16 protein-coding genes are annotated in these 17,436 nt (G+C 36.3%); 5 read left to right on the top strand and 11 right to left on the bottom strand.

Translation table 11 applies throughout. From position 1 onward, the window contains the following. Window positions 1-328 precede the first annotated feature (328 nt). From KGF86_RS15540 to KGF86_RS19520, 3 genes are all read right to left on the bottom strand, one after another. Window positions 329-1,372 (bottom strand): C39 family peptidase, encoded by a 1,044-nt coding sequence (locus KGF86_RS15540; protein WP_186870433.1) that lies wholly within the window; start codon window positions 1,370-1,372, stop codon window positions 329-331. Window positions 1,373-1,426: 54 nt separating this feature from the next. Then, window positions 1,427-3,280: an asparagine synthase (glutamine-hydrolyzing) gene (gene asnB / locus KGF86_RS15535; RefSeq protein WP_186870434.1), complete on the bottom strand. Its 1,854-nt coding sequence runs from the start codon at window positions 3,278-3,280 to the stop codon at window positions 1,427-1,429. Window positions 3,281-3,554: 274 nt separating this feature from the next. Beyond that, the gene (locus KGF86_RS19520; RefSeq protein ID WP_255488135.1) at window positions 3,555-3,686 is read right to left on the bottom strand and encodes a hypothetical protein; all 132 of its coding nucleotides are present in this window, start codon (window positions 3,684-3,686) and stop codon (window positions 3,555-3,557) included. 313 nt (window positions 3,687-3,999) lie between these two features. Here KGF86_RS19520 and KGF86_RS15530 point away from each other — a divergent pair, with 313 nt between their 5' ends. After that, window positions 4,000-4,464 carry an SRPBCC family protein gene (locus tag KGF86_RS15530; RefSeq protein ID WP_186870435.1) on the top strand — a complete coding sequence of 155 codons (465 nt, stop codon included), beginning with the start codon at window positions 4,000-4,002 and terminating at the stop codon, window positions 4,462-4,464. Between the two features lie 62 nt (window positions 4,465-4,526). Here the strand turns inward: KGF86_RS15530 and KGF86_RS15525 are convergent, their stop codons facing one another. Then, window positions 4,527-4,790, bottom strand: coding sequence for a YciI family protein (locus KGF86_RS15525; protein WP_186870436.1), 264 nt, complete (start codon window positions 4,788-4,790; stop codon window positions 4,527-4,529). 133 nt (window positions 4,791-4,923) lie between these two features. On the opposite strand from KGF86_RS15525, the gene KGF86_RS15520 reads away from it, so the two are divergent. Beyond that, the gene (locus KGF86_RS15520; protein ID WP_211742397.1) at window positions 4,924-5,379 is read left to right on the top strand and encodes a YndM family protein; all 456 of its coding nucleotides are present in this window, start codon (window positions 4,924-4,926) and stop codon (window positions 5,377-5,379) included. Between the two features lie 62 nt (window positions 5,380-5,441). Here KGF86_RS15520 and tkt read toward each other — a convergent pair whose 3' ends face one another. The 4 genes from tkt to KGF86_RS15500 form a co-directional block, all read right to left on the bottom strand. Continuing rightward, window positions 5,442-7,436: a transketolase gene (tkt, locus tag KGF86_RS15515; protein ID WP_186870438.1), complete on the bottom strand. Its 1,995-nt coding sequence runs from the start codon at window positions 7,434-7,436 to the stop codon at window positions 5,442-5,444. 117 nt (window positions 7,437-7,553) lie between these two features. After that, window positions 7,554-8,906: a PTS ascorbate transporter subunit IIC gene (gene ulaA, locus KGF86_RS15510; RefSeq protein ID WP_186870439.1), complete on the bottom strand. Its 1,353-nt coding sequence runs from the start codon at window positions 8,904-8,906 to the stop codon at window positions 7,554-7,556. A gap of 31 nt (window positions 8,907-8,937) precedes the next feature. Then, entirely contained in the window at window positions 8,938-9,219 is a 282-nt protein-coding gene (locus tag KGF86_RS15505; protein WP_186870440.1) for a PTS sugar transporter subunit IIB, read from the bottom strand. Beyond that, window positions 9,219-11,252, bottom strand: a complete 2,034-nt coding sequence (locus KGF86_RS15500; protein ID WP_186870441.1) for a BglG family transcription antiterminator — start codon at window positions 11,250-11,252, stop codon at window positions 9,219-9,221. The genes KGF86_RS15505 and KGF86_RS15500 overlap by 1 nt, the downstream gene beginning before the upstream one ends. A gap of 196 nt (window positions 11,253-11,448) precedes the next feature. On the opposite strand from KGF86_RS15500, the gene KGF86_RS15495 reads away from it, so the two are divergent. After that, complete coding sequence (locus tag KGF86_RS15495; protein WP_211742396.1) at window positions 11,449-12,303, top strand: Cof-type HAD-IIB family hydrolase; 855 nt, start codon at window positions 11,449-11,451, stop codon at window positions 12,301-12,303. 87 nt (window positions 12,304-12,390) lie between these two features. Here KGF86_RS15495 and KGF86_RS15490 read toward each other — a convergent pair whose 3' ends face one another. From KGF86_RS15490 to KGF86_RS15480, 3 genes are all read right to left on the bottom strand, one after another. After that, window positions 12,391-12,735 carry a hypothetical protein gene (locus KGF86_RS15490; protein ID WP_186870443.1) on the bottom strand — a complete coding sequence of 115 codons (345 nt, stop codon included), beginning with the start codon at window positions 12,733-12,735 and terminating at the stop codon, window positions 12,391-12,393. 104 nt (window positions 12,736-12,839) lie between these two features. Further along, window positions 12,840-13,790 (bottom strand): ABC transporter permease, encoded by a 951-nt coding sequence (locus tag KGF86_RS15485; protein WP_211742395.1) that lies wholly within the window; start codon window positions 13,788-13,790, stop codon window positions 12,840-12,842. Continuing rightward, window positions 13,783-14,706 (bottom strand): ABC transporter ATP-binding protein, encoded by a 924-nt coding sequence (locus KGF86_RS15480; protein ID WP_186870445.1) that lies wholly within the window; start codon window positions 14,704-14,706, stop codon window positions 13,783-13,785. Before KGF86_RS15480 ends, KGF86_RS15485 begins: the two co-directional genes overlap by 8 nt. A gap of 226 nt (window positions 14,707-14,932) precedes the next feature. Here KGF86_RS15480 and KGF86_RS15475 point away from each other — a divergent pair, with 226 nt between their 5' ends. Both KGF86_RS15475 and KGF86_RS15470 read left to right on the top strand, forming a co-directional pair. Further along, on the top strand, window positions 14,933-15,649 hold the full coding sequence (locus tag KGF86_RS15475; protein WP_211742394.1) for a response regulator transcription factor: 717 nt from the start codon (window positions 14,933-14,935) through the stop codon (window positions 15,647-15,649). Next, window positions 15,646-17,388 (top strand): sensor histidine kinase, encoded by a 1,743-nt coding sequence (locus KGF86_RS15470; protein ID WP_186870447.1) that lies wholly within the window; start codon window positions 15,646-15,648, stop codon window positions 17,386-17,388. Before KGF86_RS15475 ends, KGF86_RS15470 begins: the two co-directional genes overlap by 4 nt. Window positions 17,389-17,436: the final 48 nt, after the last annotated feature.

The following is a 17,436-nucleotide window of genomic DNA, read 5'->3' as shown; positions in this document are numbered from 1 at the left end:
GGTCTTTTCAAGCAGATGTCGCACTTATACTGTGATAAAGTGTAAAGAAGACACTGCGAGGTCTTTTCAAGCAGATGTCGCACTTATACTGTGATAAAGTGTAAAGAAGACACTGCGAGGTCTTTTCGAGCAGATGTCGCCCCCTGTACTGGAAGCAACCGCAAGTATATTTCCGGGGCGGTTCTGATGCGCTAACTTTAATGTTTGGTTTATCCTATGTTAGAAATAGTTTTGTCCCATCCTCTTTTCTGATTTATTCCTTTCCATATTCTAGTAAATACATGTAAACGTAAAAAAACCACAGACAACACATAGTCCGTGGTTTTCTTTACCGTACAACCATTGCATGGCTTCCAGCTTTCTTATAAATTTCAAAAAATTGATCCATCGGATAGGATACATTTCCTTTTAACGGATCCATTACAAATACTTCCTCTTCACTAAATCCAGTCAACACTACCGTATGCGAATTTCGGATAACATCGATTGATTTTTCAGTCCCATGCACATACCAAGAATAATTAAATAATGGCTCCTTAAGATCAATCGTAGTCCAAACAACTACTGGAATCCCTTCCTGAACATAATTGTTTAACAATTCTTCCGGACTACTTCCTGTTATGTCTTCTGTTTTATGATGTCCCCCCACCTCTTTAAAATAGCGGTTGACTGTCTCTATAATAGGTGGGGCATAACTAAAGAACCCTTGGTTTCTACTTCTTGGTTCACCTGCATAAGCATTATATGGGTCTGCACCATATAGCTTACCATTCTTAACCTCGAAGGGAATCTTTGGTAAATACTTATCAGAAAGTACCGTTTTGTCTACTTCATACCCATAATAATGTAAAACGGAAGCTAATGAGGTAACCTCACAACCATTCGGTAGCTCTGGTTCTTGTAACACAGTATCTACCGATAAATTCATTTCAGTCACAACGACTTCATCTTGATCTGTTCGTTCATAAGTGGTAACGGAGGGATGAACATTATTCTCTATAGCAATTTCTTCCTCCTCCGATAACAATGCTATGGTTTGAGGATCTGTATTTAATTGATATGGCCAGTAAATATCCGTTTGGATAATTTGATAAGTTTTATTTTGTGGAAGGTCATTAGTCCGTACAACACCGTCACTTCCGGTAGTGAGCTCTGCTAGAACTTCTTCTGTTTCTGAATCAAGCAGTTGAAATGTAACATCTTTAATTGGAAAGCCTTGTTGAGCATCGATACTCACAATGGTTATTACTCCTTCATTCTTATCAAATACCTCAGAGACAAAAGCATTTATCTTTTCGCCTTTTAACACGACAAGAATAATACTTAAAAACAGAAAAAAGAAGAGTATCGAATTTCTAATGATAAGTTTCACCTATGAGCAACTCCCTACCATGCTCTGATTTCATCATCATATAAAACTGCTAGCTTAGTCCTCCATATCAATAAAGAAACGTTTATACCACACTAAAAATACATAAACCGTCCAAATATAGCGAGCACGGTTAGCTTGCCCGTGATAGTGCTCATCCAGAAACTTTAATAACATATCCGTATGGAAGAATTGTTTCGCAATATCAGATTCAAAAACTTCTCTCACTTTATTATAGTACTTCGATTGTTTAAGCCATTCTCGGAATGGTACAGGAAATCCAACCTTTGGACGATTTGCCCATTCATCTGGTAATACTTCATTTGCTGCTTTACGTAAAACATATTTTGTATCAATATCATTTACCTTTAAATGTGCTGGAATTTTTCCTGCCATTTCCATCACTTCTTTATCCAAGAATGGAACGCGAAGTTCAATAGAATGTGCAGAACTCATTTTGTCTGCCTTTAATAGTATATCTCCAGGTAACCAGTGCTTCATATCGACATATTGCATCTTCGTCACATTGTCTTTACCTGGAACTCTTTCATAGGATTCACGTACAATTTCAACTGCAGTTGGTGCATCCTTATAATCATCCTTTAGGACTCTCATGGCATCCTTCTCATCAAATACCTTCGCCTGGCCAATAAACTTCTCCTCAACCTTTTGACCACCTTTTACGAAGAATGTAGTAATTCGATTTTCTGGAAGTTTCTTGGCAATATTAGATAAAATGCGTCGGAAAATAAATGGTATTTTCTCATAGGCACGCATTTCTTTTGATGTTTCATACCATGCATACCCACCAAAAATTTCATCTGCACCCTCTCCGGAAAGAAGCACTGTTGCATGCTGACTTGCAAGCTCTGCTAAGAAATATAGCGGCACAGAAGAAAGATTAGATTGTGGCTCATCCATATGATATTGAACCGTAGGAATGATATCAAAGAACTCATCTGCACTGATTATTTTCTTATGATTTTCAATTCCTAATTGCTTGGACAGATCTGCAGCGATATTAGTTTCATTGAAAATACCTTCGTAATCCTCAAAACCGACTGAGAAGGTTTTGTCTGGCTTTAGAAGTGCTGTAATATAACTAGAATCCACACCACCAGATAAGAAGGATCCCACTTTCACATCACTGATACGATGGTACTTAACAGATTCCTCCATTGTTTCTTTGATTTGTTGAACATAGTATTCTAGTGAATTTTCCTCTGTTTCAAATGGCACATCCCAATATTGGTTAATTTCCATTTCACCATTCTTATAAATCATATAGTGACCAGGTCTAAGCTTGTAAACTCCTTTAAAGAACGTTTCATCAAGCGCAGAATATTGGAACGTTAAATATGGCTTTAATGCTTTTTTATTTAATTCCTTTTGGAAACCAGGGAATTTCATAAACGATTTAATTTCTGATCCAAAAAGTAAAGAATTATCAGTAGTATTTTGTGTATAATACATAGGTTTAATACCAAAGAAATCACGAGCGATAAATAACGACTCATCTCTTTTATCCCATAATGCAAAAGCAAACATTCCTCGAAGCTTTTGAAGGATTTCTACTCCATATTCTTCGTAACCGTGGATGATTACCTCTGTGTCACTTTGGCTTTTAAATACATGACCTTTTTCCTTCAAATCATCCATTAAAACTTGGTAATTATAAATTTCCCCATTAAAAATTAAGGCAATCGAGTTATCCTCATTAAACATTGGCTGACTAGCATCGGGTGTTAAATCAATAATTTGCAATCTTCTAAAGCCTAATGTAACATTTCCATCTACATGATAGCCGTCACTGTCTGGACCTCGGTGCCCAATAGTATTCATCATTTCTTGTATAACGGTTGCTTTATCTATATCAATTGTCTTGGTTGCGAATCCAACAAAACCACACATGGCAGTATCTCCTCATATTTCCAATTCTACTATGTTATCTAACTAGTAGTTTATTTAATTCTTCCTTAAATTTATACCTATTAATTTTACCAAGTTAAGGAGACAATCTCAAGAGGGAACACAACAGTATTCGGCATTATTCGACTAAACTTAAAATAATGTGGAATAAGAATCAATCGGGGGACGACTGATTCTTATTTATTTTGACATGATGAGGATGCCTTGCGAGGAGGATTGAGGGATTTTATTGGATTATGTAGTAAGAATGAGAAGATTAGAGTGTATTCAATAGTTTTATTTCGGATAGGCGACGGTTTGTAGCGGCAATAATTTCAAGAAGTTGTACAATTGTTTTTTCGTGTTGCTCCACCTTCCTTTTTAACTCTAAAAATTCATTATAGTTCACTTTACCCCCTCCTTTCTTCCTTGGTTATATCATAAACAAAGACAATAGAATTTTTCCAATTGCGATTTTTAGTATTTTTGACCTAATTCGACAAGAAAAAGCTAATAATCATACATTTTAAGGGAAATTTTTATAGGATAATTTTATTTTAGACCGCTTAATTTATAAGAAAACAAATTAATTTCTTTTTTTCAACATCATTCGACATTTTCATTAGGTAACTTGTCCTATAACCGATTAAATTGCAGTTTTCTCGAATAAAAAATGATATTGCTAATATACTTGGTAACATGGATTAAAGGAGGTTATTGGCATGCCTGGAGGTTCATTTTCAAAAGAAGTAGATGTACCTATTGAAGTTGTATGGGGATTTGTCAGCGATATGAACAAATGGGCTCCACTGGTCCCTGGTTATATCGAGCACAAGGTTCTCAATGAAAAGCAGTCCACTTGGAAATTTAAAGGAGATGTTGGAAAGCTACAGAAGACAGTTAGTATGAGAATTGATATTGTCGAGTGGAAAAGGCCAACTACAGTAAGTTTTACGTTAACGGGATTAAGTGAAAATGTAACGGGTAGAGGGTATTTTGAAGCAAGAACGATAACAGACTTCCAAACCGAGATGACTGGAAATTTGAACATAACAGCAAAAGGTTTGATGGGACCTGTCATTAATCCTATTTTAAAAACATTAGTTCCAAAAGCAGTAAGGCGACTAACAGAATCAATTGTAGTAAAAATAATGGATAATCAACGGCAAGTGGCAAGAGGTTATTAAACAGAGCGAACCTTCAGAGATTAATGAGAGGCCAAAACGAGTCAGTTCGTTTTGGCCTTTTCTTATGCTTGTGTCATTTCCCATTCATGAATTTCATAGCCTCTTGCACCTTTTAGAACATAAGGATCCTTTTTCACCATGTCTTCTACTTGTTCTAATAAATCAGCTTTATATATTACTAATCCACCTGCTCCATCCACAAATCGTCCCTTTGCAAAAATAAAGCCTTCCTCTTGTTTCTCCTGTAAAAACTGTAAGTGTTCTTCGCGATACTGTTTACTTTTCTCTTCATCCTTCATCGGTAAAAAAACGGCAAAAAATTTCATAAGGTAGTCCTCCATCTAAGGATATTTATTTGTTATTGATATCATATTTTCAGGCAGTTTGCCAAATACTACTACCAGCACTTGTGTAATTTCCCAATTCTATATTAACTCTCCTGAAAGGATGTTTCGTTAAATGAATTTAAAAGCACTTGGGATTAAGTTTATCATAAATATGATTATCGTTTTTTCGATTTTTGGCATATTTTATGATGCTTCCTTAGTTAATTTATTTATTATCAGTGTATTAACCACTGCAGTTGCATATGTTGTTAGTGATTTGTTTATCTTAAGACGTTTTGGAAATGTCGTAGCAAGTATTTCTGATTTCTTTTTAGCTTTTGTAACGTTGGCAATGCTTGGGATTATATTTATTCAAACGGACATGCCTATCGTATTAGCTTCCTTATTCGCAGCTTTTTTCATTACAATCACCGAACCCTTCCTACATGCGTACATGCAAGAAAAAGGACCGGATGAAAAGAGTACCCGTCCACTAACTAGAGGAAGATATCAAACCGAAATTGCAGAGGAATCCACACCAAACCGTATAACAAGAAAGACTGATAAGAGAAGAGATCCAACCAAATAATAATGATGCTAACAAAAGTGCCAGTACTATCTTGGAGCATATATAGTATCTGGCACTAATCATTATAAACGTTTAAATTGCTCTACAACATGATCCACCGTGAAACCATATTTCTCCATCACTTCCTCGCCTGGTGCTGATTGACCAAATTTATCAATACTCATCACTTTCCCATTTAAACCAACATAGTCTTTCCACCCAATTTTGGAACCCATTTCAACAGAAAGCCGTTTCGTTAGTTGTCTTGGAAGAACAGTTTCTTTATATTCATCTGGTTGTTGATCAAAAAGATCCCAAGATGGCATGCTTACTACATTGACATAAATACCTTCCATTGCAAGTTCTTGTTGTGCAGATAATGCTAAATTCACTTCAGAACCTGTTGCAATGATGATTCCACAAGGATCTGCTACTGGAGATACAACATATGCTCCTTTTGTCACTCCATTCATTGCCAGTTTACTAGTTTCCTTCAGTGTAGGGAGTCCTTGGCGCCCTAATACTAGAATGGTAGGCTTGTCGGTGGATGATATGGCTATCTTCCAAGCGACTTTTGCTTCATTGGCATCAGCAGGTCGAATAATAGATACTCCAGGCATGGCACGGAGCGACGCAAGATGTTCAACCGGCTGGTGAGTTGGTCCATCTGCTCCAACTGCCACACTATCATGCGTAAATACATAAGTTACCGGTAATTTCATTAAAGCAGCTAAACGAATTGCCGGACGTAAATAGTCGGAGAATACAAAGAATGTACTTACAAATGGTTTTAAATAATGCAGTGCCATCCCATTAGCAATTGCTCCCATAGCAAATTCTCGGACACCGAACCACACATTTCTTCCACCATAACTACCAGGTTTAACATCACCATAATGAATTAAATTAGCTAGAGTAGAAGAGTGTAAATCAGCTGCACCACCAACAAGTTCCGGAAACCTATCCGCTAAAGAATTTAACACCTTACTAGCTGAGGCCCTTGTCGCAATTGATTGTCCTACAGCAAAGTTAGGGAGATTCCCATCCCATTTATCTGGTAATTCTCTATTTACTATCCGTTTAAATTCATGAGCTTCAATAGGATAATCCGCTTCATATTTAGCCAATAGCTGATTCCACTCTTTTTCCTTTTGTATTCCATTTTCACGTATAGACCGAAAATCCTCATATACCTCGTCTGGAACATAAAATTCCTCTTCAAAGTTCCATCCGAGGTGTTTTTTCGTGCGTTTAATCTCTTCTTTTCCAAATGGATTACTATGTGCCTTATGTGTACCTTGTAATGAAGGGGAACCATAACCGATTACCGTTTTCACTTCGATTAAGGTTGGACGCAGCTCTTCAATTCGTGCTAGGTTTAGTGCTTCTTTTATTTCCGTTATATCATTACCATCTTCAACACGAATGTACTGCCAATGCATCGATTCAAAACGTTTTTGAATATCTTCTGAGAACGAATGTTGGAGATCACCGTCTAAGCTAATATCGTTGGAGTCATAAAGGACAATGAGACGCCCCAAGCCAAGATGTCCTGCCAGTGATGCTGCTTCATAGGAAACACCCTCCATTAAATCACCGTCACCACAAATAGTATAGGTGAAGTGATCGACTATCGGATAATCTTCACGATTAAAGACTTCAGCTAAGTATCTTTCCGCAAGAGCCATCCCTACTGCTACTGGTATGCCTTGACCAAGTGGGCCAGTAGTGGCTTCTACTCCTGGGGTATGACCATACTCCGGGTGTCCTGGAGTTTTACTATTCCATTGTCTTGTATTCTTTAAATCGTCTATTGTAATATCAAATCCTGTTAAATGAAGTAAATTATACAACAGATTCGAACCATGACCTGCTGAAAGAACAAACCGATCACGGTTTGCCCAAGTTGGGTTTAGCGGGTTAACAGATAAATAGTTTTTCCATAGTGTATATGCCATTGGTGCCGCCCCCAAAGGCATACCGGCATGTCCATGCTGCGCTTTTTCTACACTATCAAGCGTCAACGTACGTATCGTATTAATCGATAGCTCAGATCGTGCTTTTTCTGTAATTGTCATCCATTATTCCTCCATTTCTTATGTGTTCTGTAATTATGTATCCAAAATAATGGTTAGACCCGAATCCAGATTATTCCTATCAATACTAAATTGGATTCGGGTCACGGACCATTATTATTAATTTTTAGCTATTTTCTTTTTATAAGGTATTGCCATAAGCAATAGAATAACTACTAAGCTAATTACTATGGCAATTGTTCCAAAATAGTTCGCAAGTGATCCGAAGAAAATACCGGCTACACCGAAGTCAGCATCGGAGAAGGTAGAGTTTGCAAATCCTAGATCTCCAAGTACTGGCATTAAGAATACTGGTAAGAACGAGATGATAATTCCATTAACGAATGCGCCAAGTATAGCGCCTCGAACTCCACCAGTAGCATTACCAAATACCCCGGCTGCGGCACCTGTAAAGAAGTGAGGCACAACACCTGGTAAAATAATGACACTACCTGTAAAGGCCATTACAACCATGGATACAATACCCCCAATAAAGCTAGAGAAAAAACCAATTAATACCGCGTTTGGGGCATACGTAAATACAATTGGTACATCAAGTGCCGGCTTTGCATTAGGTACTAGTTTTGTGGAGATACCTTGGAATGCTGGAACAATTTCAGCTAATACTAATCGTACCCCGGCTAAAATAATGAATACCCCTGCTGCAAAATTCCCAGCCTGGATTAACGAGAATACGATATAATTTGTGCCGTCACTTAATTGCGCTTCAATAAATGTAGGACCTGCAAATAATGCTACGATAATATAAATAATTGCCATAGTTAATGCAATACTAACCGTACTATCACGTAAAAATCCTAATCCTTGCGGAAAATTGATTTTTTCAGTCGAAACAACCTCTTTTTTCCCTTTTACTGCCTTACCTACTAAACCACTAACTGCATAACCAACAGCACTAAAGTGACCTAATGCCACATTATCATTGCCAGTTAATTGGCGCATGAATGGTTGTAGAATGGCAGGTGATAACGTCATGATGATACCTAATGCAACAGAACCAACCGCAATTAATAGCGGTGTACTAAAACCAGCTACCGCCATAATAACAGCTAACATACATGCCATGTAAAGGGTATGGTGACCTGTTAAGAAAATATACTTAAAAGGTGTGATTCGAGCAATTAAAACGTTTACAATCATACCAAAAAACATAATAAGAGCCGTAGTAGTACCATATTCCGTTAGAGCTAATCCAACTATTGCCTCATTATTGGGAACTACCCCAGATACATTAAATGCTTCCTGGAACATTGCTCCAAATGGTTCAAGTGCAGTACCTAAGATACCAGCACCAGCAGAGATAACAAGGAACCCAACAAAGGTTTTCGTTGTACCTTTTATCGTATCCGATAATTTCTTACGTTGTAGTAATAATCCAACAATTGCAATTAATGCAACTAGAATTGCTGGTTCGCTTAAAATATCAACTAACGTACTTAAAAACGAATTCATGCTGCTCTTCCCCCTATTGGTTTAAATTATATTATATTAAGTTTTTCTCTTTCATAAGCGCTGTAACTTTCTCTCTTAATTCATCCATATCAATAATATTGTTAAGAATGACTACTTCACCAAGTTGTGAACCACCTTCTGCGATATCCTTTGCTAGAAAGAATACATCTGCATCACCAGGCGATACAGAACTTAAATCCGAATGCTCGACTTCGACACCTGTTACCCCTAGTTCTTGTAGTACATTTTTAATATTCATCTCCACCATAAAACTTGTTCCTAAACCATGCCCACATACTGTCATTATTTTCATTATTCTTCCCCCTCTTTTATAATATGGATTACCTCTTCAGCAGTCTTAGCTCCTTTTAATAAAGTAAGCTTTTTATCATCTGCTAGAATTTTAGTTAAATGAGATAATGCTTTTAGATGAGCTTCATTATCGATTGCAGCAATACAAATGAAAATATCAATTGCGTGCTCTTGTTTATCCAGTAAAAGAACTGGTTTAGTTGTTCGCAGGAATGACATACCAATATGATTCACTCCAGCCTCCGGTCTTGCGTGTGGGATGGCAATACCTTTGCCGATGTGAATGTACGTTCCTACCTCTTCGACATTATGAATCATGGCATCTACATAACCTTGTTCGATATTACCTGACTCTAACAGTGGCTTTGATGCATAAGAAATGGCATCTTTCCAGTTGAGGTCTTGATCGGTAAATTGAATCATATTTTCTGTTAGTAATTCTGAAAGCATTGGTGAAAATCTCCCTTTATCTGTGTTTTTTAAATAGAGTAGGTTAACTAATTCAGAGAATAAACGATCCTCATCATGGATTTTGGCATATTTTGTAATCACTTCCATAATCCTATCCACTGAGATATTCTTAACGTTCATTCTTGGGAAATCACTGGTAACCTGTTGAATAAGATAATTTTTTTCTACTTGAGATAGCAGTGAAGGAACAACATAGGTTGGCTTTCCAGTCGATGGAACTTCTACTGTTGAAAAGATCATATCGTAATTTCTTGGTGACATATCCTTCAAGAAATGGGTACTCGAGAATTCTATATCTGGAAACATCTGACTTAACTGCGCCTTTAGCATCATGGAAGAGCTAATCCCATTAGCACAAATGATTAGTGCCCGTAATCTTTCTCTGTATTGCCTTCTATCCTTGGTTATATGACCACCAAAGTGAAGTGTGAAATAACCAATCTCTTCGTCACTTATCGTCTTTCCTGTCCACATAGCAAGTGGAGATAGCGCCTTACGCACAAATTCAAATAGATCTTTGTAATCCTCCTGAATCCGCTCTTTCAATGGATTCACCAAAGGGATGCCAAAGGAGATACGGAAGTATGCTGGTACTAAATGATTGTACAAACTCTTTCTTAGAAAGGTTTTATTCTCTATTGGTAACAATGTAACCTTCTCAAACTCCATAATAATCCTATCAGCAAGCTCTAGAAGAGTAGGATTTTCAACTGTATCCATTTCTTGTAAGGACACTAGAAGTTGTAACGTAACAAAAAAACTTTCTTCTATGGTTCCAGTTGGAAATAATCTGGCTGCTAGTTTTTTACCCGCTTCATACACATCTTGTCTACCTAGAATACTTTTCTCATAATCTTTAAAGGTTAGATTTTCTTTAGGAGTTCTAGCCCGAAAAAAGGTTAGTCGTGTTATCATTTCTTTTTTTCTACTCTTTACTAGCGAGATATTTTCTTTCTGGATAAATTCATCTACAATACATTTGGTATGGACAATTTCATTCTCAAATCCCCAGCTTTTTAATATGATTATTACGATTTCTTTTCCTAATGGCTGTGAAGTCAACATATCACTACAGTATGCAGCAAGTCTTCGCTTATCCATCTCACTTCCGATGGCATGATACCCCTCTGCTCTTGAATAAACCCATTCCAAATTCCATTCCTCGCATAATTTCTTAACACGCTTTACATCCGCTAATGCCGTATTTTTACTAACACCAAGTAGTAGCTGGTAATGGTAATTCGATACTACTTCCTTGCGAATGAACGTATAAAGATAAATGGCAAATACTCGATCCTGTTCAGAAATGATAAACATACTGGAGTCCACATTGGCCAAAAATCCTGATAAAATCCTTTCTTTCAATACTCCAGGAACATGAAATAGACTATTTTCTAAACTAACTTCTGGTAGTTCTAAATTATTCAGCGTGTTATTTAATTTGTCTAAATCATAATGAAGTTGTCTATCTGTTATGCCAAGCTTTCTCATCACCTCTGATTTCGTAATCTGGTAATTAGAAGTAATTTCTTTAAATAGTAAATAGGAGCGTTGATCTATCAAGACATTACCCTCCACTTCTTACTTAAATTGTATATCGCTTTCATTTCATCTTTCAATCCCGATTGGCCCCAATCTATGTAATACACCCTGTACACGAATTGTGCTCAGTGCTGCCCCATCCAACGGTAATAATCTTCTATAATGAATGTATATCAAAATACTACTATAACGTAAAATCGAAATGTGAGGAGATAATGTGAATATAAAAGCCATAGCTTTAGATATGGATGGAACATTACTGAATAAAAGCGGGATGGTAGAAGAAAATGTAATCATTAAACTAAATTCGCTCAGAGAACAAGGAGTGAAACTCTTTGTTGCCACTGGTCGTACAAAAAAGGAAATTGCAGATGTTTTACCTGCCCATTTGGATTTAGATGGCTATGTGACCGCAAATGGGATGGGGGTATATACAAAAGATAAACAACTAGCACGATTTTCTTTAGAAGAAAACTTACTTCAAAAAGTTATTGCCAATGCGCGGAAAGATAGAATTTACTATGAGGTACATCCAGAAGAGGAAAATCGCTTTGCCTTAGAAGAAGATAAAGCATACTTTGCTTCTGAGCTAAAAAAAGAATTCCCAAAGACACTGCTTGTCAACGAATGGAATTCTAGAAAGGAAGCGTTGAATAAAAATATTTACTGGGTTAATCAGTTAAGCTACGCGAATATAGTTAAAGTATATTTCTTCAGTATGGATATCAATAAAATTGATCGATGGAAAAATGCGTTAATCGAGCTAAAAAAAGACCAAAATTTCTCCATGTCATCTTCATCAAGACATAATGTGGAAATGATGGTAGCTGGTATATCAAAAGGAACCGGTATGCAATTATTGCTGGATGCGTATAATATGTCCAAACATAATCTATTAGCAGTAGGTGATGGGGAGAATGATTTGGCTATGTTTGAATTAGCTGGGCATGCTGTTGCGATGAAAAATGCCAATAGCCGTGTACAAGCACAAGCAGATGAAGTAACTGATTACACGTACGAAGAGAATGGATTACTTCATTATCTTAATAAATTATACGAGATATTAAATTGAGGAAGGCCAATAATTTTTAACTCCTTCTGCGATATATGTATGCTTTCAACCAGAAAAAAATGAGAACCATTCATATGGCTCTCATTTTTAATGCCCATCTCGATGTTTTTCACTATGTATAACCTCGTCTAAAAATGTTTCTACTTTCGTATGATTATGGATATCACAATAATATACAACCGTTTTTATTCGGTGTGAGATGGTACATGTTCGTTTACGCTTCATAAAATTTTTCCAGTACGTGTACTCATGCTCACCCACTAAAATGGTATCATAATGCACACTCGATTGCTGCCAATTATGTTCTTCCGTTGTTGTCGGAATTCTTTCAGCCATAACAATTTGTTGAGCACCAAAAAATAATACAGTAAGAATAACTAAGCATCGAATTATTTTAATCCTACTCACCCCACCAATTTCTATACTTTTCATTAGCTTTTCCAATTTAGACTACTTTTATGTACGTAGTCGGCGGTTTTTACTATTAATTAGGTGGGGTGTTTACTCTATAGGATAACACGGTTATAATCAATCCATTAACTAGCTACATCACGCTTGGTAAATACAAGCCAAGAAGCAATAATAAATATAGCAAAATAGATACCCAGTACGATAGAAGAAAACGTTAAACTCATTCCTTCAATAAAAGGTTCACTACCATTTAAATATTGGCTCAAATCTGTATTGGCAAATAAAATATATTTAGACCAACTATGCTCCGCAAAGAACAAGACAATCGAATTACCTGCCAACATTAAAAACACTGCTGTTCCAATTGCAATTCCACTACTCCTGAAGATGCTAGATATCATAAAGGCAAATGTAGCCATCATAACAAGATTCACAACTTTTAGCCCATATCCTACCGCTACTTCTTTTATAATTGGTGCGTATTCTAGGCCACTTGCTTTTTCCACTACCATATATGGGTTAAGACCATCAATACCAAAGAATAATGCTCCGACAATTACTGAAAAGATAACGAGAAAAATAAGCGTGTAAATAGCAAATAACAATACTGCGACATACTTAGATAATAGTATTTTTGCTCTAGAAATAGGGCGAATTAGAATCAGTTTAATGGTCCCCCACTTAAACTCATTTGCAAGAATTCCAGCTGCAACAATGATCGTAAATAAACTAATAAGCGAAACTAGAAATACATTTTCTAGTACATATTGCCATGCTCCATATCCAGGCGGTTGAATATCATGTTCTAAGTAATAATTATTTTGTTCAATTAGACTCGTATTAATATCACCAAGGAGCCCAATCTCTTCTATTTCCTCCATGAGTTCCGTATTCTCCGCTTGTAATTCCTCTCTCCAATTGTTCTCATCATAATCTTTTACAACTAAATCTGTAGTAAGATTGATAATTGCCCCTACCAAAACAATTAAAGCGAGTAGGATGTACATAACCCAGGTCGATTTTTGTATATATATTTTTTGTACTTCATTATGAACTAGCCTGTAAAATTTAACCAATTGTATTCTCCCCTATCAAATCAAAAAATTTATCCTCTAATGACGTTTTCGATACTTCTACTTGGTATATAGAGATATCTTCTTTTACCAATGTTTGAATGAGGATTGGGATTTGTTCTTTAGGACATTGGAATTTTACCAAGCCATTCTCAAACTGAGTATCTATATGATGAACATTCTGAATGAGTTCAACAGCCTTTTTGGCAGGCTTTCCTTCAAGTTGCACCTGGATGGTAGAATCTTTTACATTTGTAGACGGCTTGACAGACTGAATCGCTACAAGTTCCCCATTCTTGATAACACCAATCCGGTCACACATAAGTTCTATCTCGGACAATAAATGGCTTGAGATGATAATCGTAACATTGTGTTCTGTAGCTAATTTCCGAATGTATTGGCGAATCTCCCTTATACCAGCTGGGTCAAGTCCATTTGTAGGCTCATCTAAGATCAATACGGATGGATTATGTAATAATGCTTGCGCAATTCCTAGGCGTTGACGCATCCCAAGTGAATACTTCCCAACCTTTTGATTGATTGCTTTCTCCAGTCCTACTAATGAAATAACCTCTTGAATTCTTTCCTTCGTTATTCCTGGCATCATACGTGCAAAGTGATTTAAATTTTGTAATCCTGTCATAAATGGATATAATTCTGGGTTCTCTACAATGGCTCCAACTTCACGGATCGCCTCTTTATAATTGTCTTTTATACTTTTCCCTAATATTTGCACATCCCCGTTCGAGATTTTCATTAGACCTACCATCATCCGAATGGTTGTAGTTTTACCAGCTCCATTCGGTCCGAGAAATCCAAACACCTCACCAGATTGAATTTCAAAATCCAACCCTTTAATAATTTGTTTCTTTCCAATAGATTTCTGCAGATTAATTAACTTCATTGCTGTTTTTGTCAAATTTTCTCCTCCTTGCCTTGTTCATCAGAATTTTGCGCTGGTAAAATTTCACCAAACGCTTGTTAAAGTTCCTACGAAGCTCTATCAATATCTTAACAACAACAGGTTTCTTTCAATTGAACGTTTATTTACCATTGGATAAATTTTTACGTATTTTGTTCAACTAATGGTAAACTTCAAATGGTATCATAAAGTGGATTAAAGCTTCATACATAGGGGGACAAGGATGGATAATACAACGATTTTAATTGTCGATGACGAGCAATCAATTGTAACCATGTTAGAAACAATGTTAAAAAAAGAAGGATTCCATAATATTTATAAAGCCCACACAGGTAACGATGCGTTAAAAATTATAGAAAATCATACGATTGATATTATTATTCTTGATGTCATGCTTCCAGATGGAAGTGGCTTTGATTTTTGTCCGACCATTAGACAGCGGTCCAATGCTTATATACTATTCCTGACCGCTAGAGTATCGGACTTAGATGTACTTACAGGCTTTGCAACAGGTGGTGATGACTATGTCACCAAGCCATTTAATCCTCTAGAAATTGCAGCTCGAATTAAAGCACATATGAGAAGAATTGAAACAAAGTCAGATACTAGTAGTGATTCCAGTCATCCTAAACGGTATGATTATGGACGATTTGTCTTGGATGAAAATGCTGGTGAATTAATCGTAGATGGACAAGTAATTGGTTGTCCGACACAAGTCTACTTACTATTACTTTATTTCTGCAAATATCCCAATACCGTATTTTCGAAATCCGCTTTATTAGAAGCGGTATGGGGATTCGATCGATATGTAGATGATAATACGGTTTCCGTACATATTAGAAGAATTAGAGAGAGAATTGAACTAGATCCAAGTAATCCGGAATACTTAGTTACTGTTCGAGGTCTTGGATATAAGCTTGTAAAGGAAATTTCATCATGAAAAAGTTAAGATGGCGGTTATTTCTAAATTTTTTATTTCAATTTATTTTAATAGCTGCAACGATGCTATTTCTTATCTTGATTACGTTGATGTTTGCAGTTATTTTCTTTACGAAGGATTATTCGGAACAAAATTATTATCAAGCCATGCTCGAATCTATTTCCATGGATACGGGAAATTCCTTACGTGATTTACAGATGGCAGAGGGATGGGACGATAATTTAAAAGAACAGGAGGTATGGGTACAAATTATAGATGAGAACGGGAATGTAACAGAGTCAGGAAACGTGCCCGAAGATATTCCGAATCATTATAGTCAATATAATTTAATTACGATGAAGCAAACAAAGGAGATAAATGGATATTCCTTAGCTTTTTATTTGGAAACTTTTTATGAAAATAATTATTTATTCCTCTTAGGTTATGAAGATTTCGGGAACCATTTATTGCAAACTATCCTCGAAGATTACGGAGAGAATGGTCAAATTCCAGATTCTCATATTCCAGAAGTGGAAAGGATACTTAGCGAGAGTAATGGGAAGTTGGAGATTTTTGATTCCAATGAAACGCTTCTTCTGACAATCGGTAACGATTTAAAGGTTAAAGAGAAACCTTTAAATGTATTCTTAAGGGAGTCTTCCCCGAATACATTCCCTACTAACCAAAATTTCTATAAAGATCCCGAATCCGATACATTATGGGTACTTTATACTCCAAATGATAATGCTAAAGAGCTCGAGTTAAAGCAATATCACGACCTCGGTATTGCGTTTGCTATTACAGGAATCATCGTACTTTTTATTACCATCATGATATCCATATGGAATGGTTTTCGCTATGGTCACCCGCTCTTTATCTTTTCGAATTGGTTGAGTAGGATGGGAAATCAAGAGTACGGAGAAGTACTAACTGCTCAAGAAAAGAAACAGGTTTACAAAAGAAATGGGAAGCTTAAGATCAGGTATCGATTATTTAAGGAAGTATTCCAGGCATTCTATGAAATGGCTGAAAAACTAGACCGTTCCAAAAAAGAAAGAGAACTATTGGAGAGGACAAGAGAGGAGTGGATGGCAGGGATTTCTCATGACCTACGTACACCACTATCAACCATGCAAGGATATGGAAATTTACTAGAAAGTAGTCAGTATAATTGGTCGAAGGAAGAATTGGCTGAAATTGGTGAAACCATTAAGAATAAGAGTGAGTATATGCTTAGACTCATTGAAGACTTTACGTTGAACTTCCAATTGAAAAACGAATCTGCCACCATACTTTTACAGAAAAGAAAGATAAACCAATTTATGAATGAATTAATTCAGAAGTATAAACAGGATCGAACGATTGAGGAATACTCCTTATCCTTTGCACCATTAGAAAAGGATGTTGAGGTCGAGATTAATAAACGCCTGTTTGAAAGACTAATTGATAATCTTATTTATAACGCGATTAAACATAATCCAATCGGAACAAAAATTGAGATTCTGTTGGATAAAACTACCTCTAATCAACTAAAGCTTACGATTAAAGATGATGGAGTTGGGATGGACGAAAGAACAAAACAACATTTATTTGATCGTTATTATCGTGGAACAAATACAGACGAAAAAACTGAAGGAACTGGCTTAGGAATGAGTATAGCGTTACAAATTGCGGTTGCTCATCGAGGAGAAGTTCAAGTTGATTCTAAAGTTAACGAAGGGACTTCTGTATCTGTCACATTACCATTATCAACTGAATAGTGATTAGACTATATTTAAATATAGAGGGAGAACAGGATAGCATGACCA

The organism is Ornithinibacillus massiliensis, from assembly GCF_018310345.1.
GTDB lineage: Bacteria > Bacillota > Bacilli > Bacillales > Amphibacillaceae > Ornithinibacillus > Ornithinibacillus massiliensis.
This window is presented reverse-complemented; position numbering and strand designations above follow the sequence as displayed.